Source organism: Polaribacter sp. L3A8 (genome assembly GCF_009796785.1).
Taxonomy (GTDB): domain Bacteria; phylum Bacteroidota; class Bacteroidia; order Flavobacteriales; family Flavobacteriaceae; genus Polaribacter.
In genome coordinates this window covers 3,755,970-3,782,375 of sequence record NZ_CP047026.1, presented here as the reverse complement: position 1 = coordinate 3,782,375, position 26,406 = coordinate 3,755,970, and the positions used below count along the sequence as shown (strand labels likewise).

25 protein-coding genes and 1 tRNA gene are annotated in these 26,406 nt (G+C 29.4%); 6 read left to right on the top strand and 20 right to left on the bottom strand.

The window, feature by feature from the left end; translation table 11 throughout:
* Window positions 1-356 precede the first annotated feature (356 nt).
* Window positions 357-911, top strand: a complete 555-nt coding sequence (locus GQR92_RS15690) for a radical SAM protein (RefSeq protein ID WP_368074183.1) — start codon at window positions 357-359, stop codon at window positions 909-911.
* 203 nt (window positions 912-1,114) lie between these two features.
* Here the strand turns inward: GQR92_RS15690 and fabD are convergent, their stop codons facing one another.
* Window positions 1,115-2,002, bottom strand: a complete 888-nt coding sequence (gene fabD / locus GQR92_RS15685; protein ID WP_158841167.1) for an ACP S-malonyltransferase — start codon at window positions 2,000-2,002, stop codon at window positions 1,115-1,117.
* A 788-nt stretch (window positions 2,003-2,790) separates the two neighbouring features.
* On the opposite strand from fabD, the gene GQR92_RS15680 reads away from it, so the two are divergent.
* Entirely contained in the window at window positions 2,791-3,396 is a 606-nt protein-coding gene (locus tag GQR92_RS15680; RefSeq protein WP_158841165.1) for an ExbD/TolR family protein, read from the top strand.
* A gap of 52 nt (window positions 3,397-3,448) precedes the next feature.
* Complete coding sequence (cdaA, locus tag GQR92_RS15675) at window positions 3,449-4,225, top strand: diadenylate cyclase CdaA (RefSeq protein WP_158841163.1); 777 nt, start codon at window positions 3,449-3,451, stop codon at window positions 4,223-4,225.
* A gap of 78 nt (window positions 4,226-4,303) precedes the next feature.
* Here the strand turns inward: cdaA and GQR92_RS15670 are convergent, their stop codons facing one another.
* The 3 genes from GQR92_RS15670 to truA are packed head-to-tail and all read right to left on the bottom strand — an operon-like array spanning window position 4,304 to window position 7,449.
* Complete coding sequence (locus GQR92_RS15670) at window positions 4,304-4,903, bottom strand: hypothetical protein (protein WP_158841161.1); 600 nt, start codon at window positions 4,901-4,903, stop codon at window positions 4,304-4,306.
* Between the two features lie 50 nt (window positions 4,904-4,953).
* The gene (locus tag GQR92_RS15665) at window positions 4,954-6,720 is read right to left on the bottom strand and encodes an ABC transporter ATP-binding protein (protein ID WP_158841159.1); all 1,767 of its coding nucleotides are present in this window, start codon (window positions 6,718-6,720) and stop codon (window positions 4,954-4,956) included.
* Window positions 6,721-6,723: 3 nt separating this feature from the next.
* Complete coding sequence (gene truA / locus GQR92_RS15660) at window positions 6,724-7,449, bottom strand: tRNA pseudouridine(38-40) synthase TruA (protein WP_158841157.1); 726 nt, start codon at window positions 7,447-7,449, stop codon at window positions 6,724-6,726.
* A gap of 100 nt (window positions 7,450-7,549) precedes the next feature.
* Between truA and GQR92_RS15655 the strand changes: the two genes are divergently transcribed.
* Window positions 7,550-8,047, top strand: a complete 498-nt coding sequence (locus GQR92_RS15655; protein ID WP_158841155.1) for a metallophosphoesterase family protein — start codon at window positions 7,550-7,552, stop codon at window positions 8,045-8,047.
* On the opposite strand, the gene GQR92_RS15650 is transcribed toward GQR92_RS15655, so the two are convergent.
* The 4 genes from GQR92_RS15650 to GQR92_RS15635 form a co-directional block, all read right to left on the bottom strand.
* Window positions 8,034-9,848 (bottom strand): tetratricopeptide repeat-containing sensor histidine kinase, encoded by a 1,815-nt coding sequence (locus tag GQR92_RS15650; RefSeq protein WP_158841153.1) that lies wholly within the window; start codon window positions 9,846-9,848, stop codon window positions 8,034-8,036. The two genes, GQR92_RS15655 and GQR92_RS15650, sit on opposite strands and share 14 nt — an antisense overlap.
* 14 nt (window positions 9,849-9,862) lie before the next feature.
* Window positions 9,863-10,522, bottom strand: coding sequence for a hypothetical protein (locus tag GQR92_RS15645; protein WP_158841151.1), 660 nt, complete (start codon window positions 10,520-10,522; stop codon window positions 9,863-9,865).
* A 174-nt stretch (window positions 10,523-10,696) separates the two neighbouring features.
* The gene (locus tag GQR92_RS15640; RefSeq protein ID WP_158841149.1) at window positions 10,697-11,362 is read right to left on the bottom strand and encodes a response regulator transcription factor; all 666 of its coding nucleotides are present in this window, start codon (window positions 11,360-11,362) and stop codon (window positions 10,697-10,699) included.
* A 287-nt stretch (window positions 11,363-11,649) separates the two neighbouring features.
* Window positions 11,650-12,081: a DUF4293 domain-containing protein gene (locus tag GQR92_RS15635; RefSeq protein WP_158841147.1), complete on the bottom strand. Its 432-nt coding sequence runs from the start codon at window positions 12,079-12,081 to the stop codon at window positions 11,650-11,652.
* A gap of 196 nt (window positions 12,082-12,277) precedes the next feature.
* Here GQR92_RS15635 and rho point away from each other — a divergent pair, with 196 nt between their 5' ends.
* Window positions 12,278-13,984, top strand: a complete 1,707-nt coding sequence (rho, locus tag GQR92_RS15630) for a transcription termination factor Rho (RefSeq protein WP_158841145.1) — start codon at window positions 12,278-12,280, stop codon at window positions 13,982-13,984.
* A gap of 360 nt (window positions 13,985-14,344) precedes the next feature.
* Here the strand turns inward: rho and GQR92_RS15625 are convergent, their stop codons facing one another.
* The 6 genes from GQR92_RS15625 to GQR92_RS15600 form a co-directional block, all read right to left on the bottom strand.
* Window positions 14,345-16,435 carry a peptidylprolyl isomerase gene (locus tag GQR92_RS15625; protein WP_158841143.1) on the bottom strand — a complete coding sequence of 697 codons (2,091 nt, stop codon included), beginning with the start codon at window positions 16,433-16,435 and terminating at the stop codon, window positions 14,345-14,347.
* Window positions 16,436-16,557: 122 nt separating this feature from the next.
* Window positions 16,558-17,823 (bottom strand): hemolysin family protein, encoded by a 1,266-nt coding sequence (locus GQR92_RS15620; RefSeq protein ID WP_158841141.1) that lies wholly within the window; start codon window positions 17,821-17,823, stop codon window positions 16,558-16,560.
* 220 nt (window positions 17,824-18,043) lie between these two features.
* The gene (gene lptC, locus GQR92_RS15615; RefSeq protein WP_158841139.1) at window positions 18,044-18,604 is read right to left on the bottom strand and encodes an LPS export ABC transporter periplasmic protein LptC; all 561 of its coding nucleotides are present in this window, start codon (window positions 18,602-18,604) and stop codon (window positions 18,044-18,046) included.
* Window positions 18,605-18,610: 6 nt separating this feature from the next.
* Window positions 18,611-19,930, bottom strand: coding sequence for a tetratricopeptide repeat protein (locus GQR92_RS15610; protein ID WP_158841137.1), 1,320 nt, complete (start codon window positions 19,928-19,930; stop codon window positions 18,611-18,613).
* Window positions 19,931-19,948: 18 nt separating this feature from the next.
* Window positions 19,949-21,232: a hypothetical protein gene (locus tag GQR92_RS15605; protein ID WP_158841135.1), complete on the bottom strand. Its 1,284-nt coding sequence runs from the start codon at window positions 21,230-21,232 to the stop codon at window positions 19,949-19,951.
* Window positions 21,229-21,957, bottom strand: coding sequence for a type III pantothenate kinase (locus tag GQR92_RS15600; RefSeq protein ID WP_158841133.1), 729 nt, complete (start codon window positions 21,955-21,957; stop codon window positions 21,229-21,231). Before GQR92_RS15600 ends, GQR92_RS15605 begins: the two co-directional genes overlap by 4 nt.
* 98 nt (window positions 21,958-22,055) lie before the next feature.
* Here GQR92_RS15600 and GQR92_RS15595 point away from each other — a divergent pair.
* Window positions 22,056-22,128: transfer RNA gene (locus GQR92_RS15595), tRNA-Phe, on the top strand.
* Window positions 22,129-22,367: 239 nt separating this feature from the next.
* Here GQR92_RS15595 and GQR92_RS15590 read toward each other — a convergent pair.
* The 6 genes from GQR92_RS15590 to accB form a co-directional block, all read right to left on the bottom strand.
* Window positions 22,368-23,075 (bottom strand): LytR/AlgR family response regulator transcription factor, encoded by a 708-nt coding sequence (locus GQR92_RS15590; RefSeq protein ID WP_158841131.1) that lies wholly within the window; start codon window positions 23,073-23,075, stop codon window positions 22,368-22,370.
* Window positions 23,076-23,092: 17 nt separating this feature from the next.
* On the bottom strand, window positions 23,093-23,407 hold the full coding sequence (locus GQR92_RS15585) for an Hpt domain-containing protein (protein WP_158841129.1): 315 nt from the start codon (window positions 23,405-23,407) through the stop codon (window positions 23,093-23,095).
* Between the two features lie 30 nt (window positions 23,408-23,437).
* Window positions 23,438-23,845: a response regulator gene (locus GQR92_RS15580; RefSeq protein ID WP_158841127.1), complete on the bottom strand. Its 408-nt coding sequence runs from the start codon at window positions 23,843-23,845 to the stop codon at window positions 23,438-23,440.
* Window positions 23,846-23,959: 114 nt separating this feature from the next.
* Entirely contained in the window at window positions 23,960-24,409 is a 450-nt protein-coding gene (locus tag GQR92_RS15575) for an Lrp/AsnC family transcriptional regulator (RefSeq protein ID WP_158842203.1), read from the bottom strand.
* 91 nt (window positions 24,410-24,500) lie between these two features.
* Entirely contained in the window at window positions 24,501-25,838 is a 1,338-nt protein-coding gene (gene accC, locus GQR92_RS15570; protein WP_158841125.1) for an acetyl-CoA carboxylase biotin carboxylase subunit, read from the bottom strand.
* 81 nt (window positions 25,839-25,919) lie between these two features.
* On the bottom strand, window positions 25,920-26,399 hold the full coding sequence (gene accB / locus GQR92_RS15565; protein ID WP_158841122.1) for an acetyl-CoA carboxylase biotin carboxyl carrier protein: 480 nt from the start codon (window positions 26,397-26,399) through the stop codon (window positions 25,920-25,922).
* Window positions 26,400-26,406: the final 7 nt, after the last annotated feature.

The following is a 26,406-nucleotide window of genomic DNA, read 5'->3' as shown; positions in this document are numbered from 1 at the left end:
CAAAATATTTTTTGCCTTCTAAACGGCTAAAAAAATAGTTTGAACGGTATAAATTAACCTAAAAAAAGGTCAACCTATATCAGGACAATACAGAGGTTGTACCTATTGCAATAACAACACCTTTTAACCCTGATTATTGCCAACCAACAAAAGACATAAAACAACAGTTAGAAGAAGGTGTTTCTAGATTTGCTACCAAATATAAAACACAACAATACTTAGCGTATTTTCAGGCATACACAAATACGTATTCAGATTTTGAATCGTTAAAAAAAATGTATGACGAGGCTTTAAGTGTAACAAATGTAGTTGGTTTGGTTATTGGCACAAGACCCGATTGTATTTCTGATTAAGTTATTGATTACCTATCTTTTCTATCAAAAAAATATTTTATTTCTCTAGAATTTGGTGTGGAAAGCACTTTAAATAAAACATTAAAAAAAGTAAACAGATGTCATACCTATGATGACACTGTTGCTACTTTTAACAAATGTAAAAACAGAGGTTTTCATTTAGGTACCCATTTAATTATGGGTTTACCAGGAGAAACCAAAGAAGACTTATTAAACCACGCTATTGAAATTTCTAAACGACCTATTGACTCCTTAAAATTACACCATTTACAAATTGTAAAAAAATCGATCATGGTCTCTCAATACAATCGAAACCCAGAAGATTTTCAGCTTTTTACTCCAGAGAGCTATATTCAATTTATAACCGAGTTCGTAGCATTATTAAGACCAGATATTGTGATAGAACGTTTTATCAGTCAAGCTCCTATTGACTTATTAATAGCACCAAAATGGAACGGACTAAAAAACTTTGAAATGGTTGCTAAAATTGATAAAAAAATGATAGACGAAGATTCTTGGCAAGGAAAGAATTATAAATCCATTTCAATTAATAAATAGTTTTAAAATAAAGAAACAGATCCTTAGAAACATCAGCAACAAAAATAATTTAGTTTGTTTCTAAATTTTTTAAAAACTTAACTTCGAATATAAAACATTGAAACGATTCTATATTCATATAGTTAACGAAACCTCAAAATAACACATAAAAAAAACGAACTCTTACGAGTTCGTTTTTTAAATTATAAATAATTCTTTGAAATTTATTCTGGTAAATTTGCTCCACTAGCAGCAACAGATCTATCTATTTTACGCATTAAACCTTGTAAAACTTTACCAGGTCCAACTTCAATAAATTCAGTTCCTCCATCTGCAATCATTGCTTGTACACATTGCGTCCATTTTACTGGCGCAGTTAATTGAGCAATTAAATTTTCTTTAATCTCATCTGGACTTGTAACTGCTTTTGCTACCACATTCTGATAAATAGCACATGTAGGCGTGCTAAAATCAGTTGCCTCAATTGCAGCAGCCAATTCAGCTCTTGCAGGCTCCATCATTGGTGAGTGAAATGCTCCACCAACAGGTAATAACAAGGCTCTCCTTGCTCCTTTTTCTGTTAATACTTCACACGCTTTTTCAACTGCAGCAATTTCCCCAGAAATAACTAATTGTCCAGGACAATTGTAATTTGCAGCAACCACTACTCCATCAATTTCTGCACACGTTTCTTCCACAATATTATCTGCCAATCCTAAAACAGCAGCCATTGTAGAAGAAGCTGCTTCACATGCTTTTTGCATTGCTAAAGCACGTTTAGAAACCAACTTTAAACCATCATCAAAAGTTAAAACTCCGTTTGCAACCAAAGCAGATAATTCTCCTAAAGAGTGTCCTGCAACCATTTCTGGTTGAAAAGAATCTCCTAAAACTTTCGCTAAAATTACAGAGTGTAAAAAGATTGCTGGCTGCGTAACTTTCGTTTCTTTTAATTGCTCAGCAGTTCCTTCAAACATAATATCTGTAATCGAGAATCCTAAAATTTTGTTTGCTTTTTCAAAGTATTCTTGCGCTAATGCAGACTTTTCGTATAAATCCAATCCCATTCCTGTAAATTGCGCTCCTTGACCCGGAAAAATATATGCTTTCATAAAATATGTGTTTTTGTAACTATTTATTCTTTTAATTAGTGACAAAAATAATCATTTTTATTGGAAGCTAATCCCGCTTGTAGTTTATCTTGGGTGTAGTCGAAAGGCACTCCTTTTTTATATTCCGAAAAAGAGTAAAAAAAGGTTCAAATAATCACTTTAATCGAGCTCAATAGAATAACCAAACAGTAAAATTCTATCAGGGAGAAATATATCATTTAGATGATATTTTGACCTTTAACGAATCTATTTTGTTTTAATAACAATTTAAACTTCAGCAGTAAAATCTATATAAAACATGAGCAAATACACTTATCCTTTTTTCATCAATCTAAAAAAAAAGAACTAAAAAATCCTGTAAAAGGTTATTAATTACGCTAGTTACAATACACTTGAAACGCTATCTGAAACAATAATAGAAAAAATACAAAAGGGAGGAATTATATAATACTAAGAACTATTTATACACAATTATTAGTAGTCATTTAATGTGAAGTGCAACAGTTTAAAACCTGTTAACATTAATTTATTATTACTAAAACAAAAATACAAGAAGGAAAATCATAGCATGCCTTTTCTGCCTTACTAACAAAAATTTAATAAATAAAATGAAAAATTAAAGACACCTCTTAAATCTATTTACTTCAACTAGCTAACATAAAGATACCTGGCATTCTTTTTGTTAAATAAATGTTAACATCAAAAATCTACCTAATCAAACTTTAATAAATCAATTCGAAATAATTCGGATAGACAACCCATTTATTAACTTTTAATAACTAGAAATTATGAGTAGAAAAGAATCTCCAGAAATTAACGCAGGCTCTATGGCAGACATTGCGTTTTTATTATTAATCTTCTACTTAGTAACCACAACAATGACCGTTGATTCAGGAATAGCAAGGAAAATTCCGGAAAAGCAAAAAAACCCAACAGATTTAGATATCAATGAAAGGAATATCTTAGAAGTAAACATCAACAAAAACAATCAATTATTTGTAGACGGAAAAATAATTCAATTAAAAGAGTTAAAACAAATTGCGATTAACTTTATAGATAATGGTGGCGGTTTAGACATCAACAAAAACAACTGTGATTGGTGTACAGGAAAAAGAGATAAATCATCATCAGATCATCCATCCAAAGCAATTATATCTATAAAAACAGACCGGTTAATAAATTATGAAACCTATATTTCTTCGTTAAACATTTTAAATTCTGCATACACACATTTACGAAATAAATTAGCAGTTAAGTTACACAACCGAAATTATGAGAGCCTATTAGAAGACTTCAATACCTCTAACAACAGTGATAAAAACATTCAAGAAAAAATAAAATTAATTCGAGAAAAATATCCGCTTTTATTATCCGAGACAGAAATTAATAACTGATACTATAATCAGTAAATTTATTAGTACTTTAGCCTAAAATCAGTCCGTTTTCATGTTCGACTTTATTGAATTTTCTTTATTAGATGTGTTAGACATTTTATTAGTTGCAACACTACTCTACTACATTTACAAACTATTAAAAGGTACAGTTGCTATTAATATAGTTATTGGTATTGCATTTATTTTCTTAATCTGGAAAATTACCCAAGCCTTAAAAATGGAAATGCTAAGTGGTATTTTAGGCTACTTACTTTCTGGTGGAGTTATTGCCTTAATTATTGTATTTCAACAAGAAATACGTAAATTCTTACTGATGATCGGTACTACAAACTTTACCAATAAACGAAGTTTTTTAAAACAACTAAAGTTTTTACAAACAGAAATTAGTTCAGAAATTGATACAGAAACAATTTTAGACGCTTGTAAAAAAATGTCTAAAACAAAAACAGGAGCCTTAATTGTTATTGAACGTACAAATGCTTTAGACTTTTTAATAAACACTGGCGATACAATGAATGCTTTAGTTAATGTAGCTATTTTAGAAAGTGTTTTCTATAAAAACAGTCCTTTACATGATGGAGCGTTAATTATTAGAGATAATTATATTGTTGCAACACGTGTAGTTTTACCCGTTTCAGACAGTACAAAAATACCTGCAAGATTTGGCTTAAGACACAGAGCTGCAATAGGTGTTTCTGAAAAAACAGATGCTGTTTGTTTATTAGTTTCAGAAGAAACAGGAGAAATATCTTATATAAAAGATGGAGGTTTTGAGCTCTATTCTGACCATAATGATCTAAACGAAAAGCTTAGAAAAGATTTTACATAAATACTTTTACACTTTACTATTTTACAAAAAAAGGTTCTCTAAATAGAGAACCTTTTTAAATTTTAAAAATAACTTTACTTATTTAGAAGCAGCCATTTTAGATTGGATTGCAGATAATACACTTTTGTATTTTGCCATTTCTGTAACATCTAATTTAGATGCTAACTCTTTTCCTTTTGCTAATAAAGCAGCTCCTTTAGGCGCTAATGCAGTTATTTTTGCTAAATTACCATTAGCAGCAATATAATTTTTTGCATAAGCAGCATATTGAGTTAAGTTTTCTGTTACAGCTTCGTTAGAAAAACTAGGAATAGTAACTCCTGCTAATGCAGAATTTTTTGCTCCAGAAACAGTTTCTTTAACTCCTTCTACAGCACTTTCAGCACCTTCTACAACAGCATTTGCAGCATCAGTTGCTCCATCTGCAACTGTAGTAGCAGCTTCTTTTGCTCCATCTACAACAGTATTTGCAGCGTCAGTTGCTCCTTCTACTACAGCACCTGCTGCTTCTTTTGCCTCATTTGCTACTGTACCAGCAGCTTCTGTTGTAGCGTCTGCAGCTTTACCAGCTGTTTCTACTGTTGCATCTTTTAAATCTAATGCTCCTTTTTTTGCCTCTTTACAAGACGTTGCTAATAAAGAACCTGCAACTAATACAGATAATACGATTTTTTTCATTTTTTTGATTTGTTTGTTTGAACTACAAATGTATATCAAAAAAACTAACTTTAAGATGCTTTTTCTAGACTAAATTGTTTATCGTACAAATTTTTATAATACCCTTCTTCCCTATCTAACAATTCGTTATGAGTTCCTTCTTCTACAATAAGCCCCTTATCCATTACAATAATCTTATCCGCTTGTTTTATGGTTGCTAAACGATGCGCAATTACAATAGAAGTTCTTCCTTTTGTTATCGTTTCTGTTGCATATTGAATCATTTGTTCTGCATGAGAATCTACAGAAGAGGTAGCCTCATCTAAAATTAAAATACTTGGTTTACTAACATAAGCTCTTAAAAAAGCAATTAATTGTCGTTGGCCAGAAGATAACATGGCACCACGTTCTTTTACATTATATTGATAACCTCCAGGAAGTGTCATTATAAAGTCGTGAATTCCTATTTGCTTTGCAGCTTCTTCTACTTCTTTAAAAGAAATTTTATTATTCTTTAACGTAATGTTATTTAAAATTGAATCTGAAAATAAGAAAACATCCTGTAAAACCACAGCAACCTGATTTCTTAAACTTTCTAGATCATATTCATCAATAGAAACATCATCAACACAAATAGTACCACTGTCTATTTCGTAAAACCGGTTTATTAAGTTAATAATTGTAGATTTCCCTGCTCCTGTTGCGCCAACAATGGCAACCGTTTGTCCGCTTTTTACATCTAATGAAATTCCTTTTAAAACTTCTTCCTGTTTTATATAACTAAATCTAACATCTTTAAAACAGATATCGCCTTTTAATTGTTTTGCTATAACGGTTCCGTTTTTAACAATACTACTTTGTGTATCAATCACTTTAAAAACTCGCTCTCCAGACACAATACCCATTTGTAATTGGTTAAATTTATCAGCAATTTGTCGTAAAGGTCTAAATAACATTTGTGCCATTTGTACAAAAGCCATTACCGTTCCAGGACCAGGAACTGCCCCCCCAATAATTTGTTTACTTCCAAACCAAACGATTAAACCAATACCTATTGATGATAAAATTTCTGCAATAGGAAAGAAAATTGAAAAATACCAAATGGTTTTTACATAAGCATCTTTGTGCTTATTATTGATATCCATAAAATTTTTATACTCTACTTTCTCTCTATTAAAGAGTTGTACAATCTTCATTCCTGCAACTCTCTCTTGAACAAAACCATTTAAATTTGCAACTTGATTTCTTACTTCCTGAAAGGTTGCTTTTATTGCTTTCTGAAAAACATTAGTCGCATAAATTAAAATTGGTAAAACCGCTAACGCAATTAAAGCCAGTTTCCAATTAAGATAAAACATTAAAACAGCAACAGCAAACATTTGTAAAATATCGCTTACAATGGTAAAAACTCCACTACTAAAAAAAGCAGCAATAGTTTCTATGTCAGAAACAACTCTTGTGACTAATTTACCTACAGAATTTGTATCAAAATAAGACATTTTAAACTGTAAAATATGTCTAAAAGTTTTTGCTCTAATATCTCTAATAATATGCTGGCCAACCCAATTGGCAAAATAGATAAATGTAAATCGTAGTAATGCTTCAATAAGTACCACAACAAACATTAAAAGAACATTGTTAATAAGACCTTGTGTATCTTTTTCTGTAATGTATTTATCTACAGTTTCTTTTATTAAATAAGGATTCAGTAAAGCTACAAGAGCTAGAATAATAGTGGAAGAAACCGCAATAAAAAAGTTTAATTTATAGCGTTTTGCATAAGACATTAATCTTAAAAAAATTTGTAAATCGAAAGTTTTACCTGTTTTATTTGCCAAAATTTAATATTTTATTTGTGTTAAAAACAACCCCTTTGCAGGAACGGAAAGACCTGCATTCCCTCTATTTTTACTCTCTATAATTTTTCTAAAATCGTCTTTTGTTATTTTACCTAAACCAACATCAACTAAAGTCCCCACAATTGCTCTCACCATATTTCTTAAAAAACGGTTTGCAGTAATATAAAAAACCAATTCCTTTCCGTTTTGTTTCCAAACAGCTTCTGTAACATCACAATTATACGTGTAAACATCTGTCTTTACCTTAGAAAAGGTTTGAAAATCTGTATATTCTAATAATAGTTTTGCAGCTTCATTCATCAAATCTATATTTAAACCCTGAGAATGAATTTGCCAAGAAAAATCTAACAGAAAAGGATTTCTACCTAACCATATTTTATATTCATAACTTCTGCTAAGTGCTCCAAAACGAGCGTGTTTTTCATCATCAACTGCAAATACATTGTACACAACGATATCTAAAGGCAAAAGCGAATTCAATTTATGAGGAATATCTCCTTTTAATTCTTTTTCTAAATCAAAATGTGCGAACATTTGGGACGCATGAACTCCTGTATCTGTTCTTCCTGCACCAACTACCTCTATTTTTTCTTGAAAAATAGTGCTCACAGCTTTATTCAATTTTTCTTGTACAGAAATAACATCTGGCTGAATTTGCCAACCATGATAATTTTTTCCGTTATAAGAAAGTTCTATAAAATACCTCAAGAAAATATGTTTTTGTAGCCATCAAAATTACGGAATTTATTTTGTTATGATTACATTTGAAGCTAATAGAGACGTTAAACTTTTCTTACTATTTGTTTCCATGAAAAAAATACTATTATTATCTGACACTCATAGTTTTATAGATACTCAAATTTTAAAGTTTGTTAAACAAGCAGACGAAGTTTGGCACGCTGGAGATATTGGTAATTTAGACGTAACAGATACTATAAAGAAACTAAAACCTTTACGTGCTGTTTTTGGCAACATTGATGGTGCGGATGCAAGATCTGAGTTTTCTTTAGACGCTAAATTTGAGGTTGAGAAAGTAGCTGTTTGGATGACACATATTGGTGGTTACCCTAATAGATACGACTTAAGAATTCGTGAAGAAATAAAAGTAAACCCTCCTAAAATATTTATTTCGGGGCATTCTCATATTTTAAAAGTACAGTTTGATAAAAAACTAAACTTACTACACTTAAACCCTGGTGCAGCAGGAAACCATGGTTTTCATAAAGTAAGAACCATGTTGCGTTTTGAGTTAGACAATGGTGAGATAAAAAATATGGAAATTATAGAACTTGCTAAACGAGGTTAATTGGTTCTTTTTCTAAAATAGGTAAAACAACTTTAATAACAGTTCCATTTTTTTTACTAGAATCTATATGAAACTCTCCTTCCATCATTTGTATTCTTGCATCAATTTGATTTAAACCAAGACCATCTTTATTTATAATCTTGTTTTTATCAAAACCAATTCCATCATCTGAAATTCTTAGATACAAGAGACCGCCAGATTCATCTAATTTAATCATAGCTTTTTCTGCTTTACTATGCTTTAAAATATTATTAATAAATTCTTGAATGATGTTATATACTTTTATTTCAAAGTTTTGTTCATATCTAACAACTTTACCTATTCTTGTATCAATCTTAATTTGAGAATTAGAATATTTATCTGCCATGTCTTTTATGGCGTATTTTAACCCAAACTTTAACAACACCGAAGAAACTAATGTATGAGATAAATCTCTAATAGTTTGAGAAGCTTCCATTATAATTTTTTGTGTTTTATTAATCTCTACTGGAGTTTCTTCCTTAAACAAACCTCTAGAAGCCTGTAAATGAAGGTTTGCAGAAGACAAAAGTGCACTTACGCTATCGTGTAAAGTTTCTGCTATTTGTTTGCGCTCGGATTCTTTACCATCTATAGTTGCATTTAAAATTCTAACCTGAGACTCAGATTTTATTTTCTCTAAATTCTGATTTTGAACTAATTGAGTTTGCGTTAATTGTAATCCTAAATTCTTTTGACGAAGTTTATAATAATTCAACCCATATAATAAAGTAACAATTACAATAAAACTACCAATACCAAATAACCAAAAAGTCCGTTGATTTTTTAATTGTTGATTTTCGGCTTCTTTAAGTAATAAATTCTTTTTTACATCAAAATTATACTTTTCAGTAATTTCAGAAATCATACCTCTAAATTCATTATCACGTAAACTATCTTTAATTTTGTAGGATAATTCTTGAAAATTATAAGCTTTATAATCTTTTAACTTGTATAAATTATAAGCTAGATTATAGTATAAATCTTCTTTAACTTTTACAGCTTTCGTAGTTTTTAAATTTCTAATTAAATCTAAAGCTTCAAAATAAATTTTTTTTGCTTCATCCAAATTACCTTGAGACAAATAAATACTTGATAAATTTCCTAAAGCCGCAGCTTCATTTACTTTATTGTTTAATTTTTTATGAATATCTATAGCTTTATAAGCAAAATACTTTGCTTTATCATAAATACTATCGTTCATATAAATTGCAGAAATATTTGTATAAGCCCTAGACTTTACTTTATAAACATTATCATTCAGAACCCCTATCCTATCCACTTCCCTATAATAATACAAGGCACTATCTTTATGAGTTTCTGAATTATTAACATTATTTAATCTATAATAAGAACTACCTAAACTCAATAAGCTTTCGGCTAAAATATTATTTTCATTAAAATCATATTCCGACTTTAAATTATCATAATTTTTATCAGTCCTAGGATATTTTTCAATGTAACTAATTGTTTTCTTATAATATTTAATAGCATTATGATTATTTTTTGTTGAAAAAAATATATTAGCTATTAAATAATTGATTAATATATTATCTTTAGAATACAAATTACTTTTGTTATCAACAATTTTTAAAGCTAACTTTAAAGAATTTGTATACTTCTTATTATCAAAATATTCCTTGGCTTTAAGGTAATCAGAAGAGAGGGTATCTGCTTGTATAACAAAAGAAGAAGTTGCATTAGATACAACTTCTTTTTTTTTATATTTAAAAAAATGGTTTGATAGTAAACAAAAAACTATCAGTAATAATTGAATTTTCAAAATTTCACTTTAAATTAAATAATAATACCTCTTGGTTTTCTTTCTATAGTAGTAGATTCACTTTTTGCTTGAGAATTAATAATGTGATTCACAAAATCAAACTTTAAAGCTTTTCCTTCTTCTTTTTCTAAAATTCTAGAAAAATTGGTCTTACCTTCTTTTCCATCCTCCAAATGAATTTCATAAGTTTTAATATCCTCATTAAAAACAAAATCTACACTTACATTTTCAAATACAGAAAAATCTAAACTGTAAGTACCATCTTCGTTACTCTTAATACTGTATTCCTTTAATTTATCATTAGAACTTTTTGCCAATCTTATATTGGTATCTTTAATGATAATTTTAGGAGACTTCTCTGAACTTGTATCTACAAAGCCTACAATTAATTCAGAATTATCAATAACTAAATTTTGCGTAGTTTTTCTACTTGTTTCACTATCCGACGAATATAAAAAAATATTATTAATACTTTTATCAATTACCGTTTCTGTTTTGGCATTATCATTTAAATCAAAATCAACAGAATAAGCTCCACTGGCGTCTCTTTTTATGGTGTATGTTTTTAATAAATCTAAAGATTGTTCTTCTGGTAATTGAGTTTCATTGTTTGAACAAGAAGAAAAAACAAGCGCTACAGACACTAATAATACAAATAAGTTTAAATTTTTCATAGTAATGGATTGATAGTTATTTTAATTAGATATAAGGGGTGTTTTTATATTTAAATAGTAAGGCTAAAATGTATGCGACAAATAATATTTCTTAAACAACTATAAAACCTTTTAGGGGACGTTTTTTTTTACAAAATCAAAGTTTATAAATAGTTATTTTAGGGGGAATAAGAATTATACTATATTGTTTTTTACCGCATACATTGCTAAGCCTACTGCATTTTTAACTTTTAATTTTTTTAACAAACTTTTTCTATACGTTTCAACGGTATTAGTACTAAGATTCATTAGGTCTGCCATTTCTATGGTACTATACTCTTTTGTTATCAACTTTAAAACATCCAATTCTCTTTCTGTTAAACTCTCTAACAAGTATTTATCTGGCAATTCTCCTTTTGGCACTATTTGACCTGATAAAGACTGTAATAAAATCTTTTGAATATCATTACTAAAATATTGTTCTCCTCTAGCAACTGCTTTTATAGCATTTATAATATGCTCACCTGCATTGTTTTTAGAAATATAACCTTTACAACCAAGGGTTAAAACTTCTTGAACAATTTTAAGATCATCATAACTAGATAATATAATTACTTTTTGATCTATCTTTTTTTTTCTAAAATGTTTTAAAACTTCAAAACCATCTAAAACAGGCATCGTAATATCTAGTATTAAAACATCTGCAGAATTTTCTTTTTGATGAAACCAATCAATAACTTCTTGCCCTGTTAAAGAATAACCTTTAATCTCAATATCATTATCAGTATTTATTACAGCGATGATACCTTCTATTAATATCTTATGATCATCAGCTACGTGAACGTATATCTTTTCTTTCATTATTACATTACAAATTTAGAATACTAATTAGAACTATACAATACCCATTTTCAGTGAAATTTTCACCTCCCTGAAAACAGTGAGACTACTCCCTGAAAACAGTGAGACACATCACACAAAACACTGTAAGTCATCTAGTTATAAATAACAATAATTTAAATATTTTATTATTTAAAAATACAATTTAAATATTAGAATAACATTTAAACACAATAAGATATAAAACAAAAAACCGAGAAATAAATTCTCGGTTTTTTTTTCGCACTAAATATACTAATATGTTAGGTTTATCGCAATCTATCTACAGATTTTACAAGATCTTCATCCTTTTTAATAGCTTTATTTGCCAAAACAATAAGCAAAACAACCAAAATTGGTAAGAACATCCCAATACCTTTCTCCGAAATCGAAATTTCTCCAGGTAAAGTCAGAGATACATAAATCAATAATCCTAGTAAAAAGAGATTGATCAAAATAACTAAACGCCCAACTACAAATTGTAATTTTCTATTTTTAAATAAAAAAATATCTAAAAAAGATACAACAGCAGAAAGCAAAAACAATATAGGAATTATTTTTAAAAGGACAGCATCCCTAGAAAATAAATCCATTGCATAAACTTCTTCCTTAAGATTATTCCAAAGATCAAGTACAAAAATCAAGCCTCCCGAAACGGCAGTTGCTACTAATAAATATATACTCTGTATTCTTTGAATCATCTTAAAAAGTAAGAATACAAAAGTAAGACTTTCTTTTTTAAAAAGAAAACCTAAAACTTAAAAAAAAAGTATATATTTGTAATATAATAACTACTCATTGAATATTGTATAGTACTATATACAATACACAAACTCAAAAAATATTATAATTAATCTTACATAATTAAGATTTACATTTTAACTTAACATATAACGAATGTTCGAAATCTCAGAACTAAAAGCAAAAACGCTTGCTGATTTACAGGTAATTGCAAAATCTATTGGTCTATCAAAGACGAGTCAACTTAAAAAACTAGATTTAGTATATCAAATTTTAGATACACAAGCAGCAAACCCTGTAGAAACTTCAATTTCAACTTCTACAGAACAAGAGCCTGAAGTAAAACAAAAAACTGAAAAACCTAAAAGAAAACGAGTTTCTAAAGTTTCTGCTCCAGCTAAAGCAGCAAGCATAATTGAAACTCCAGAAATAATTCCGGCAATAATTTCAGAAACTACTAAAGAAAAAATAGTAGAAAAACCAAAACAAGAAAAGCTGCCTCAACGCAAACCCATTCCTAGAAAAGCTGCACCAAAAAAAGTGGTAGCAAAAATAGAAACAAAAACAGAAGCACCAAAAGAAAGGGTTGTTAAGCAAATTGAAAAACAGGAACAAAAGCCTGCTAACAAACCGCAAGCTAACAAACCTCTTCCAAAGAAAAATCCAAACCAAAATAGAGACAAAAACAACTCTAATAGAAGTAATGGAAATAAATCTGGTAACCGTTATAAAGATCCTGATTTTGAATTTGATGGAATTATTGAAAGTGAAGGTGTATTAGAAATGATGCCTGATGGTTATGGTTTTTTACGTTCTTCTGATTATAATTATTTATCATCACCAGATGATATTTATGTTTCTCAATCTCAAATTAAATTATTTGGATTAAAAACAGGAGATACCGTTAGAGGAAATGTTCGTCCACCAAAAGAAGGTGAAAAATATTTTCCATTAATTAGAGTATCAAAAATAAACGGATTAAACCCTAACTTAGTTAGAGATCGTGTTTCTTTTGAGCACTTAACCCCTTTATTCCCTCAAGAAAAATTTAATTTAGCAGAAAGAGGAAGCTCTTTATCAACTAGAATTATCGATTTATTTTCTCCTTTAGGAAAAGGACAACGTGGTATGATTGTAGCGCAACCTAAAACTGGTAAAACCATGTTATTAAAGGATGTAGCCAATGCAATTGCAGCCAATCACCCAGAAGTTTATCAAATTGTTTTATTGATAGATGAGCGCCCGGAAGAAGTTACAGACATGAAACGTAATGTTCGTGGAGAAGTTGTTGCTTCTACTTTTGATGAACCTGCAGACAAACACGTAAAAGTGGCAAACATTGTTTTAGAAAAAGCAAAACGTTTGGTAGAATGTGGGCATGATGTTGTTATTCTTTTAGATTCAATTACACGTTTAGCTAGAGCATATAACACTGTAGCACCTGCGTCTGGTAAGATACTTTCTGGTGGTATAGATGCAAACGCACTACACAAACCAAAACGTTTCTTTGGAGCCGCTAGAAACATAGAAAACGGTGGTTCTTTAACCATTATTGCTACAGCACTTACAGAAACTGGTTCTAAAATGGACGAAGTAATCTTCGAAGAATTTAAAGGAACAGGTAATATGGAACTTCAATTAGATAGAAATATTTCTAATAGAAGAATTTATCCAGCTATCGATTTAATCAAATCTTCTACAAGACGTGATGATTTATTATTAGATGCTAAAACTGTACAAAGAATGTGGGTTTTACGTAAGTATCTTGCAGACATGAACCCTATAGAAGCAATGGAATTTATAAACGATAGAATTAAGTTCTCTAAAAATAATGACGAGTTTTTAATCTCTATGAACGGTTAGAAATAACCTTTTAATTTATATAAAACCTTTTTGAGCAATCAAGAAGGTTTTTTTTATTAGAAGCTATTTCCTGCTTTCCACTATATCTTTTTATATAGTTATTGCAAAGTTTACTTATTGTAAACCGAGGTAATCTCATAATTAGAAACAGATTGCTTCGTGCCTCGCAATGACGCTTATTTATAAACGCTATAAAAAGGATGCCGTTTCAATCAGGGCTACACACACTTGCCTTTTTAATGCCTTTAAATAACAACAGTTACTTTCTACACGGTATGAAAAATCAATTATTTAAAATCTAATGCACAAAAAAACCGTTCAAATAAATTGAACGGTTTTAATATTTTATAAAAACTTACCTTAGTTCCCTACGTATAAGTTAGATCTATTATCTTCTACATCAGAAGCATTTTTAATCGCTTCATAAATTTGAAAAGTCTTATTTTTTCTTGTTTCAGCAATACTCTTTCTTGTAGCTTCGTAATTAGGTAAAGCAGTTGGTAACTCTTTATTAGTTACAATAAAAGCATACACCCCTCTATTACCCTCAATATTTTTATACACTTTATTTAATGCTGCATTAAACATTGCCCCTACAACTTTAGGCTCAGAACCAGCACCAGATAATGTAGGGCTTTTTAAATTAACACCACTTGCATTTCTTACGTTTGTATTGTTCTCTTTTGCAAGATCAGCTAAAGTACTTCCGTTAAATTTACCTGCTATTAATTTTGCCTTCTTTTGATTTACTAAAATAGGTTTTACTCTATTTGTAGCTTTGGCAGCAGACATTAGTCCTTTTTCTGTTTTAGCTGTTACAAAAGCAACAACATGACTTCCTTCTAAATCAAAACGTTTAAAATCTCCAGGTTTTGTATCATTACCAAAAGCCCAAGAAATAATTTGTCTTTGGTTTCCTAAACCAGGTACATTTTCATCTAAAACTTTTAAACCAATAGCCGGTCTTGTAACATATTTATTTTCTTTAGCAATTTCAAAAAACTTTTTATCTTTTGATGTTGATAAAGCAAATTGTTCTGATTTTTGAAAAACTGCATTTTCTGTAGCCTCAGAAGCTATTATTTGCTTACTAAATGTAGCTAACTTTAAAGCTGTTTGCTTGTTTTTTTGTCCATCTACCTTAATTACATGGTAACCAAATGGCGTTAAAACCACATCAATATCACCTGTACTACCTTCAAAAACAAAATCTCTAAAAGCAGGTGTCATTCTATTATAAGTAAACCAATCTAAATCTCCACCTTTTGCTCCAGAACCTTTATCAGAAGAAAGTTCTTTAGCTAAGTCTGCAAATTTATTTTTATTTCTTTTTACTACTGTTAAAATACTATCAGCTAAAACCTTTGCTTCAGCTTCTGTTCTAGTAACTTCTGGTGCAACTCTTTGTGCTCCTAAAAAAGGAATTAAAATATGACTTGCTCTTGCAGAGTCTGGCATACTAGTTACTTCTGTAATTTTAGATATTTTAAAGAATCCTTGTTCTTTATAGGGTCCAAAAACATCACCTTTAGTTCCTTTAAAAATTTCTGAAGCTATTGTAGCATTTACTTCTCTTTCAAATTTAAAGTTGTCATCGATACTTGTATCAGAATCATTTTCACTTAAAAACTCTCTATCGTTAGCGCTAGTTTTATAATCTTCAATTAATTCTGCAACTGCAGCTTTAATATTATTTTCATCTTCAGTCGTTGCTGTAATATCAAATTTTACATAAGAGATATCTCTAGATTCATCTACTTTAAAATCATTCTCATTCGCTTTAATATAAGATTCTATTTCTGCTTTAGAAACTTTAACCAAACTATCTGAAACAGATGTATAAGGTACAAATACAAACTGAGTAGTTAACTTTGTGTTTTCTGCAAAATATTGAGATTCTCCTTCTTTTAAAGAAGCGCCAAGACCAGCAGTAACTAAGTTATTATATGTATTTCTTTCTCCATTATCTCTAATTTGAGTCATATAATTAGACCAAGCACTCCACATTTCTGGGTTATTTTCTTTTGTATCAGCTAAAAATTGTTTGAATTTTACTTCATCAAATAAGCCAGCTTCATTTAGAAACTGAGGGTTATCTTTAACAGAAGGAGCATTTATAACTTCATTCCAAACATCTGCTTCACCCACAGAAATTCCTGCTTCTGATAATTGATTTTGATAGATTTTTTTTCTAACAATATTATCCCAAACATTTTTAGATGCTTGCATTTCAGAAATTCCATTACCAGATTGTTGCTTGTAGGCTTCTAATTCTGTAGAAAATTCTTGTCTTGATATAGACTCCCCATTTATTTCACCTACTTGATTCACTTTACTTGAATTGAAAAAATCACCTAAAGTAGATGGATCTAATACAAAAGCAAAAAGTGCTAAACCAATTATAATGATTAAGAACATTGAACGTTCTCTAATTTTTGATAAAATTGCCATAAGTAATTTATTTTATTTCAGTTGGCGAATATACGATTTGGGTTTTAATATTGCAACCGATTTTATACTTATTAGTGGCAAGTAGTTAGGCATCTAGCTAGTTATAAATAAATAGCAAGTTTTTAAGCATCTTCATCCACTATTTTTAAGCGGACTTCTTCTATTTTGGCACTACTCATTTTCAGGATTTTAAACTCAAAATCCTCAATATCAACCACTTCATTTTCTTTCGGAATATTTTCTGTGTGTTCTATAATAAAACCTCCTAAAGTTTCGTAAGCTTCTGCTTTTGGTATGTTAAGATTATACTCTTCATTTAAATAATCTACTTCTAATCTTGCAGAAAAATTAAACTCTGTTTTAGATATTTTCTTTTCTAAAAACTCTTGATTATCGTGTTCATCTTCAATTTCGCCAAATAACTCTTCTACAATGTCCTCTACCGTGATCATACCAGAAGTACCACCATATTCATCAACAACAACAGCAACGCTTTTACGCTTTTTCATTAAACTATTTAAAATATGATTTATCATCATAGATTCTGGCACAATCTCTACGGGCAATAAAATAGATTTAATAGTTTTTGGTTTCTTAAACAATTCGAAAGCACTTATATAACCAATTACATCATCTAAAGATGATTTATAGACTAGTATCTTAGACAAACCAGAATCTATAAATATATTTTTTAAATTGGTTACTTTTTCATGAAGTTCTACAGCAACAATTTCGGTTCTAGGAACCATAACCTCTCTTGCTTTTACATTATGAAAATCTAAAGCATTCTGAAATATTTGAATTTCAGAATCTACTTCATCATCATTATTACCTGTTTCTAATTGTTCTGTAATATAATAGCCTAATTCTTCTTTACTAAATTCTGTTTGTTGTTCTTCTGCATTTGTTTTAAAAAATACTCGAAGAAAAAAATCTGAGATATAGGTAATAAACTCAGAAAAGAAATGAAATATGACGTAAAAAACATACGCTGGTACAGCAAATAATTTTAAAACCTCATTAGCATAAATTCTAAAAATAGCTTTTGGTAAAAATTCTGCAGTAATTAAAATAACTATTGTAGAAATAATGGTTTGTAAAAGAAGTATAGAAAAATCATTAAAAGTATTTATTGGAAGTACCCTTAGTAAGAATTTACCCATATAATAACTATAAATTACCAAAGCGATATTGTTACCAACGAGCATTGTGGTAATAAACTTTGATGATTTTTGAGTAATTTTATTAAGAATATTAGGAATAAAACCTTCTCTTTTTTTCTCTAATTCTATATGAAGTTTATTTGCGGAAACAAATGCAATCTCCATTCCCGAAAAGAATGCGGAAAGAATGATTGAGATTAGAATAATTATGACTTCAATTTCCATTAAGAAATTTATAATCTATTTGTTTTGATTGTTACGTTTTACAACTTTTTTTCTAAAATGTCTTTTAAAGAAAAAAACTAAGGTAATAAAAATAGAAGCACCAAGAAACATATAGGCTTTTTCTCTCTCTTCACTCCATATTACAATACCTTCTACTAAACATATTAGAGCGACTACCAAATAGCCATACTGAAAAAATTTCCAAACTGTATTCATTTTATTATTCTTCTGAAGTTATTAACTTTCCTGTTGTTTTCTTTGCCAAATGCTTACTTAAATCTTCTTTACACTCAAAACCAACACCATAAATAGTATCTTTTAAAGTAGTTAAAGTAAATGGTTTTTCTGAGAAAAAATAATTTGTATTTTGATCCCAAAATAATTGCTCTGTTTCTAACTTAGAATTTTCCTTAGGATTAACCACAACTACATTTCCTTTAATTTCAGAAATTAGGGTATTAGAATAAGATAATGCATAATTACCTGTAATAGTTACAGAGTCTTTTCCATCAAAATTTATAATTTTAATTCCCTCCGGAAACTCACTATAAGGTTGTTGTTTTCTATTACTAAAATCATACATTAAAGGTGTAATTAATTTTGATGTAATTCTACCAGAATCTTTGTACACATGAAATGCATCTTTAGCAACAGCAATCGGCAAGTTTTTTGAAGCCAAAAAATCTCTAACTTCCTTTGTATTGTTAGAGCAAGAAAAAAGCATTACTGTAACAATAAGTACAGCAATGCTTTTATATAATATTTTTTTATAGTTACTCACAAAGTATTAATTAGGAACTTTTACAGTTTCTCCTATCCAACATTTAATAGTATAACTGCTACCAGGATTTACACCTGCAGTAAAAATAACTTTTTTACTTGGTACGTTTCCTCTATAACTTCTAATGTATGAACTTGCAGTAGACGAAATACTAGGATCTACAGACGCAGCTCTTTGTGCTTGGTTTAATGCCGCAACATATACCATTCTTTTTTCGAACTCGTTTTCACCACAATTATTTACACTTGATGCATATAAGCTTCCAATAAATAAATATGCTTTACCTAAGTTAGGGTTATAGCTTAATGCTTCTCTTGCTAAACCTCTAGCTTTACTTAATTGACCTCTTACCTTAGCTGCATGTGCAAACTTTAATTTATATTTTGCTTTCTTTAAAGGATCTGTTTCTAAGTCAAAAGATTTTTGTCTCATTTCATTTGCTCCTGCAGTATCTCCATTATCTTCTAAAACACTTGCTAAGAAAGAATATGCTTCTGGTGAAGGAGAAGCTTCTGCATAAGCTCTCACTAATTTTTGATATAAAGGATCTTCTTGACAATCTTTATTAAACATTCTAGAAACTGATCTTTTTAACCAAACAGCATTAGATTTATTTGCTTCAAAATCTCTTTTGTAAATAGGTATTAATCTTTCACAAGTTGCTATTTCAGAAATAATATTATCTAAACCTCCCTCTACAGTACCTAATGCTCTAGAGTTGGTAGAATATGCATGTATCAATTTTTTATTAGCTACAGAATCTTTAGAAAGTTCTTTAAGTTTAGCTGCATACCCTTCTAATTTAGAACTTACAGATTCTAAAACATCATCATACGTATCAAAAACTTTTTGTGGGTTAGTATCTTTATTTCTATCTGTAACTCCCTGAAAGTAAATGTATAAGTTTTTTACTCCCATTTTAGTTGGATCTATATTATATCCTTTTTCTAAAATTGAAAAAACTTCATCATCAGAAGCTAATTTATTATCTAACAAATAAGTAGCATAATCACTATGTAATTTTGCTGGGTTTTGCTTTGGATAATATTGCAACCTTTGCTCATAAACTCTTTTTGCTAAAACAGGGTCTTTTCTAACATCTTCTGCTAGTTTAGAACCTAATTTATAAATGTTTACAGATAAATCTTTACAATTGTCCATTAAATAAATCCAATTTGTATATGCTTCTTCATATTTTTTGGATTGAAAATCTCCTTTAAAAAGATTATATTTAATAGTACACTCTCTTTTTGCATCATCTTGAGCATTTGTTTTTGCTGAGGCTAATAATAACATTGCAGCTAGTAAAAACGTAATTTTCTTCATTTTTGTTAGTTTTTTGTATTAATCTATCTTTCTTTTTTGAAACCAATTTGTATCTGTCAAAGATAAACTTAATCTAAAGTTAAAATAATTTTCTTTAATTAAATTATTAGAGTTTGTTCCTCTTTTACCAAATTCAAACCCCATATTTACAGAGGATAATTGTTTCATTGGTAAACCTAAACCAAAAGATATGCCAAAGTCGTCTATTGCATTAAAATTATTAGAAGTACTAGATCCAGATCCGTCTACTAACAATCCTGTTTTCTCTAAACGAACACCAGCTCTATAAGTAACTCTTTGCCAATAACTAGATATTGAATTTATTTTAGGCAAATAAAACCCACCTAAAGAAACTCTATTTGATTTACCATATTTATATGCGTTATTAGTTGTATTTAAAAAACCAGAAGTTTCTATTGCATCTTGACTTTCATATTCTAGACCTACATACCATTTATCATCTTTACCTAACCCTGCTCCTAAAATTGTTTTTAAAGGCAATTTATACTTTCCTGTAATTTCAGATTGAGAAATTGTATCTCTCCCAAACTCTCCACCAGTATTTGTAAAACTAAGAGAATAAAGATAATCGTCTCCCGATACATCTAAATTATTCCCCAATTTTAAAGTAGCTCCACCACTTACAATAAGTTTATTTTTAAGTTCTTTTTTATATTGAGCTCCAAGTGTTATAGAACCTCCTCTAACCATTGTAGTTTCTTTATATTTTGTAGCTAATAAGACATCTGACCTCTGAGAAGTTATACTATTATCTATAGTACCAAACTTATAATCTGCCTCAATACCCAAAGATAATTCTTTATATACTTTTATTCCAAAGCTTCCATATACTCTACTTACACCACCATCACCAGAAAAAAGAGTTACTTCTGAAATATCTTCATTCAAGTCAGATAGCGAGTAACCTACAGAAGAAACAGGTTGAATACCAAGAGACATACCTGCTTTAGAACCTATAGGAAATGCTAATGTAAAATAACTTAGACTCGTTGAGTTGGAAACCTGTTTCTCACCATCATTTTCTATTGCTAACCTATTATTTAACATACCAAACGAATACGTTGTGTACCTTAAATTAGCATAGGCAGCAGGGTTTGTAAAGTTTAAGTATTTATAGTGGCTATATGCAACTCCAATACCTCCCATTGCACTTTGCTCTACAGTAACCGGTTTAAATTCGTCTCCAATGCCAAAAAAAGAGTAAGGTGATGAATTTGTTCTTTGAGCTGTTAAAGCTAAAGAAGTTATAAGTAGAAAAACTAATAAGATGTTTCTAATCATTTGTCTATATTAAATATCAATATTTCATTTAATCCTTGAAGAAGAAAATTTTGATTGGCAAATATGCTACTTTTTAATTTCTTTGACAAGAAATTTGTGTCTCCACCTGTTAAAACCACTGTTAAATCGATATATTTCTCTTTATATTGATTAATAGTGCCATCTATTTCTTGAATTACACCATTTACAACACCAGAATTCATACTTTCTTTTGTATTGCCCCCAACAAAACAAGTTACATCTTCTTTTTCTAATAAGGGTAAATTTGCAGTAAAGTGATTTAAGGAATTAAACCTCATTTTTATTCCTGGAGATATTGCTCCTCCTAAATACTCTGCATTTTCACTAACAAAATCAAAAGTGATACAAGTTCCAGCATCAATAACTAAAACATTTTTATTTGGAAAATGTTTTACAGCACCAGACACTAAGGCTATTCTATCTACCCCTAATGTTTTTGGAGTTTTATATAAATTGATAAAAGGAACTTTAGAAGAAGCTGAAACCACTTGAAGATTTACCATTTTCTTTAACTGTGCCATTATTTTATCAGATACAGACGCCACATTAGATATAATTCCAGTAGTAATTATATTTTTTTCTAAAATTTTTTTAATTTCTGAAATAATTTTTTCTTTCTCAAAAATATGTAATTCCACAAACTTATCCCCCTCAAAAACAGCAGATTTAACTCTTGTATTACCTATATCAATTGCTATATTCATTATTCAAATTTAGAAAAATTTTAAAAAAAAATGCATTTTTTTTTGTTTTTTGTTTGGAGAAGTTAAAAAAGGTTGTATATTTGCAGCCGCTAAGGCACGGTACCTTAGCTCAGTTGGTAGAGCAAAGGACTGAAAATCCTTGTGTCCCTGGTTCGATTCCTGGAGGTACCACTTAAAAACCCTTTAAACACAATGTTTATAGGGTTTTTTATTTTTATATAAAACAAAATACCCAAATTTTAAAACTTAAAAATCATCATAAATACATTTACTTATGATGACTTCTTAAAATTAAACAAAGTTTAGAATTATAAACAAATAAAACTAAAATATAAGTTGGAGTAAAACTAACTTTTTTTTTTAGTTATTAATTGATCAATAAAAAAGGATTCTTTTAAAAAAAATTAGAACTAAAGTAAATTTAATCTTCTCATTAATTCGCTTTTATTAGATCTACTAATAGGAATAACACTTTTTTGAATAAGAACACTGTTATCTTCAATATCTACAATTTCAGAAACATTAATAATAAAAGATCTATGTATTCTAAGAAATAACGAAGAAGGTAATTTATCTTCAATTTTCTTTAGCGTAGAGTGTACTATGTAATTTTTACTTGCAGTTTTTATACTAATATAATCTCCTTTTGCTTCTACAAAATAAATATCTGCAATATTAATTTTAACTAATCTTCTATCTACACTTACGTATATAAAATCTGAGTTATCATTTAATGTATTTGCAATTTCAATAGTGTTTTTAGCTTGTTTTAAACCAGCTAATTTAAGTAAAGACTTGTCAAACCTTTCTTTTGCAATTGGCTTTACAAGATAATCAACCACACATTCATATTCAAATGCTTGTAAAGCAAAATCCTTGTCGGAAGTAGTTAAAACTATTTTTGGTGGAGATTTTAAGGTTTCCATAAAATCAAAACCAGAAAAGGTAGGCATATGTATATCTAAAAAAATTAAATCAACATCATTAGAGTTAAGATACTTCATTGCTTCTATAGCAGAACTAAACTCCTCAATAACAGAAACTTCTTTAGATTTACTACATAACTGCTTAACAATTAATCTCGCCGTGGAATCATCATCTATCACTATACAAATCATACTATTTCTAAAAATTATTAGACCAATAAATATACATGAATTTTGTTTAAAAGCTTTATAAAATCCCCATATAGTTTTATATCTCCTACTTTTAAATCTTTTTCAAATCTAGAAGCCAATTCTAAGCCTTCTTTTAGACCTAAAATACTAATTTTATGCTTTATTTTATGAACATTGTTTGCCACTTCTAAATAATTTCTTTGTTCAAAATTTTTATTAAAAAGTAAATATTCTTCAGGGAATTCTTTTTTCAAGACCTTAAGCATGCTTTCCTCAAATTCTATATCGCCCACAGAAAGCTCTTTTATGTAATTTAAATTAGGGGTTTCCATATATTAATGTTGTTTTTTTTAATAGAATTATTAATCAATAAGTTCGTTACGTTTCCAATAGTTTAATAATGATTTTACTTTTTTAAAATATTTAGTATAATCTACTGGTTTTGTAAAGTAGCCCGAAACTCCTAACTCATAACATCTTTTTAATTCAGAATCATCTTCTGAATTAGACATAATAATTATAGGTGTATATTTAAAAGTTATGGTAGATTTTAGAATCTCTAAAAGTTTAAGTCCACACATTTTAGGCATATGTAGATCTAAAATGATAATATCAAATACATTTTTAGAAATATTTAAAATATTTAAAGCCTGCTCTCCATTAACCGCTTCTGTAATAGCGCACGGAAAACGAATATCTTTACATACTTTTTTAAATTTCATTCTTTCTAATTCATCATCGTCAATAAGTAAGATGGAGAGGGATTTCATATATTTTTTTTTATTGACACAAAAGTGGTGTAAAAAAATACTAAAAAGAAATTTGTTAGTTTATCCGTTTCAAAAACTCGTTAAATGGTAAAATTTTAATGTTTAATTTACTTTCTAGATCTGTACTTGCCTATCAATTTGTTTATTTAGAGATGTAAACGTATCAAACCTAACAACTCCTTTAATTTCTTTTATCTTAGTATCTAAAACCCTCATTAAATCTTCATTATCCTTACATAATACTTTAATAAAAATTGTAAAACTACCTGTTGTATAATGACATTCTACAACCTCCGCAACCTCTTTAAGCCTTTTTATTATAGAGGATAAAACAGCGGTATTTTCTAAAAAGAGACCAACAAAAGCGATGGTATTATATCCCAATGTTTTGGGGTTTATCATCATTTGATAGCCATCAATTAATTCAGACTTCTCTAATTTCCTTAACCTTTGATGAATTGCAGCTCCAGAGATCCCCACATCTCTTGCAATACTTAAGATAGGGGTTCTTGCATCTTTTATTAAACTTCTAATAATTTTTTTATCAATTCCGTCAATTTTCATCATTTCTTCTTTAACTATAAAGATAAAAAAAATAGAGAACACAAATTGTGTTCTCTATTTTTATATAAAATTTAAACTAAAACTTAATGTTCTATTTCATTACAAAATCTTCCATAAACTTAGTTGTATAGTTTCCTGCAACATAATCTGGATGATCCATTAATTGTCTATGAAAAGGAATTGTTGTTTTTACTCCTTCTATCACAAACTCATCTAATGCTCGTTTCATTTTATTAATTGCTTCTTCTCTAGTTTGAGCCGTAGTAATTAATTTAGCGATCATAGAATCGTAATTTGGCGGAATCATATAACCTGCATATACATGCGTATCTATTCTTACTCCGTGACCTCCTGGTGCATGAAAAGTTAATATCTTTCCTGGTGCAGGTCTAAAATTACTATAAGGATCTTCCGCATTAATTCTACATTCTATAGAGTGCATTTGCGGAAAATAATTTTTCCCTGAAATTGGCACACCTGCAGCCACTAAAATCTGTTCTCTAATTAAATCGTAATTTACTACTTCTTCAGTAATAGGGTGTTCTACTTGTATACGAGTATTCATCTCCATAAAGAAGAAATTTCTATGCTTGTCTACTAAGAATTCAACAGTTCCGGCACCTTCGTACTTTATAAATTCTGCTGCTTTTACAGCTGCAGTTCCCATCTTTTTTCTTAAAGCATCAGTCATAAAAGGAGAAGGAGTTTCCTCCGTTAACTTTTGATGACGACGTTGTACAGAACAGTCTCTTTCAGATAAATGACATGCTTTACCGTAAGAATCTCCAACAATCTGAATTTCTATATGTCTTGGCTCTTCAATAAGCTTTTCCATATACATATCATCATTACCAAAGGCAGCTTTAGATTCATGTCTTGCAGAATCCCAAGCATCTCTTAAATCTTCTGGTTTCCAAACAGCACGCATACCTTTACCTCCACCACCTGCAGAAGCTTTTAACATTACTGGGTATCCTGTTTCAATTGCAACTTTTTCACAATCTTCAAAATCAACAATAACACCTTCACTACCAGGCACACAAGGTACACCTGCAGCAATCATAGTAGATTTAGCATTCGCTTTGTCTCCCATTTGATCAATCATGTCACCTGTAGCTCCAATAAATTTAATATTGTGCTCTTCACATAATCTTGAAAACTTAGCATTTTCAGATAAAAACCCGTAACCAGGATGAATTGCGTCTGCATTCGTTATTTCTGCAGCCGAAATAATGTTAGACATTTTTAAATATGATTCTGAACTTGAAGGAGGTCCAATACAAACTGCTTCATCTGCAAATCTAACGTGCAAACTTTCTGCATCTGCAGTAGAATATACTGCAACAGTTTTAATGCCCATTTCTTTACAGGTTCTAATAACACGAAGTGCTATTTCACCTCTATTGGCAATTAATATTTTTTTAAACATAAAGTCTTAAATTTTCAATATTCAAAAAACAAATTCTAAGATATTCTTATAGAATCTGTAATTTAAAAATTATGATTTATACTATGACGGATCTACTAAAAATAAGGGTTGATCAAATTCTACAGGAGAAGAATCATCAACTAATATTTTAACGACTTTACCTGAGATCTCAGATTCTATCTCATTAAACAACTTCATTGCTTCAATAACACAAACCGTATCACCTTCAGAAATTTCAGTTCCTACTTCTACAAAATTAGGTTTATCAGGAGACGGTTTTCTATAAAAAGTACCAATAATAGGAGACTTTACAGTAATATATTTAGAATTTTCATTTTCTGCTTGTGGAGCTACTGCATCTGCAGTTGCCACAGGTTGAGCCGCAACAGGTGCTGCAACTTGAGGTATCCCAGCCATTGGAGCTGCTTGTACAATTGTTGTTTCTGTTTTACCAGAACCAGTTCTAATTGTAATTTTTACATCTTCCATCTCTAACTTTACCTCGCTAGCGCCAGATTTAGCTACAAATTTTATAAGATTTTGAATTTCTTTAATATCCATACTCATA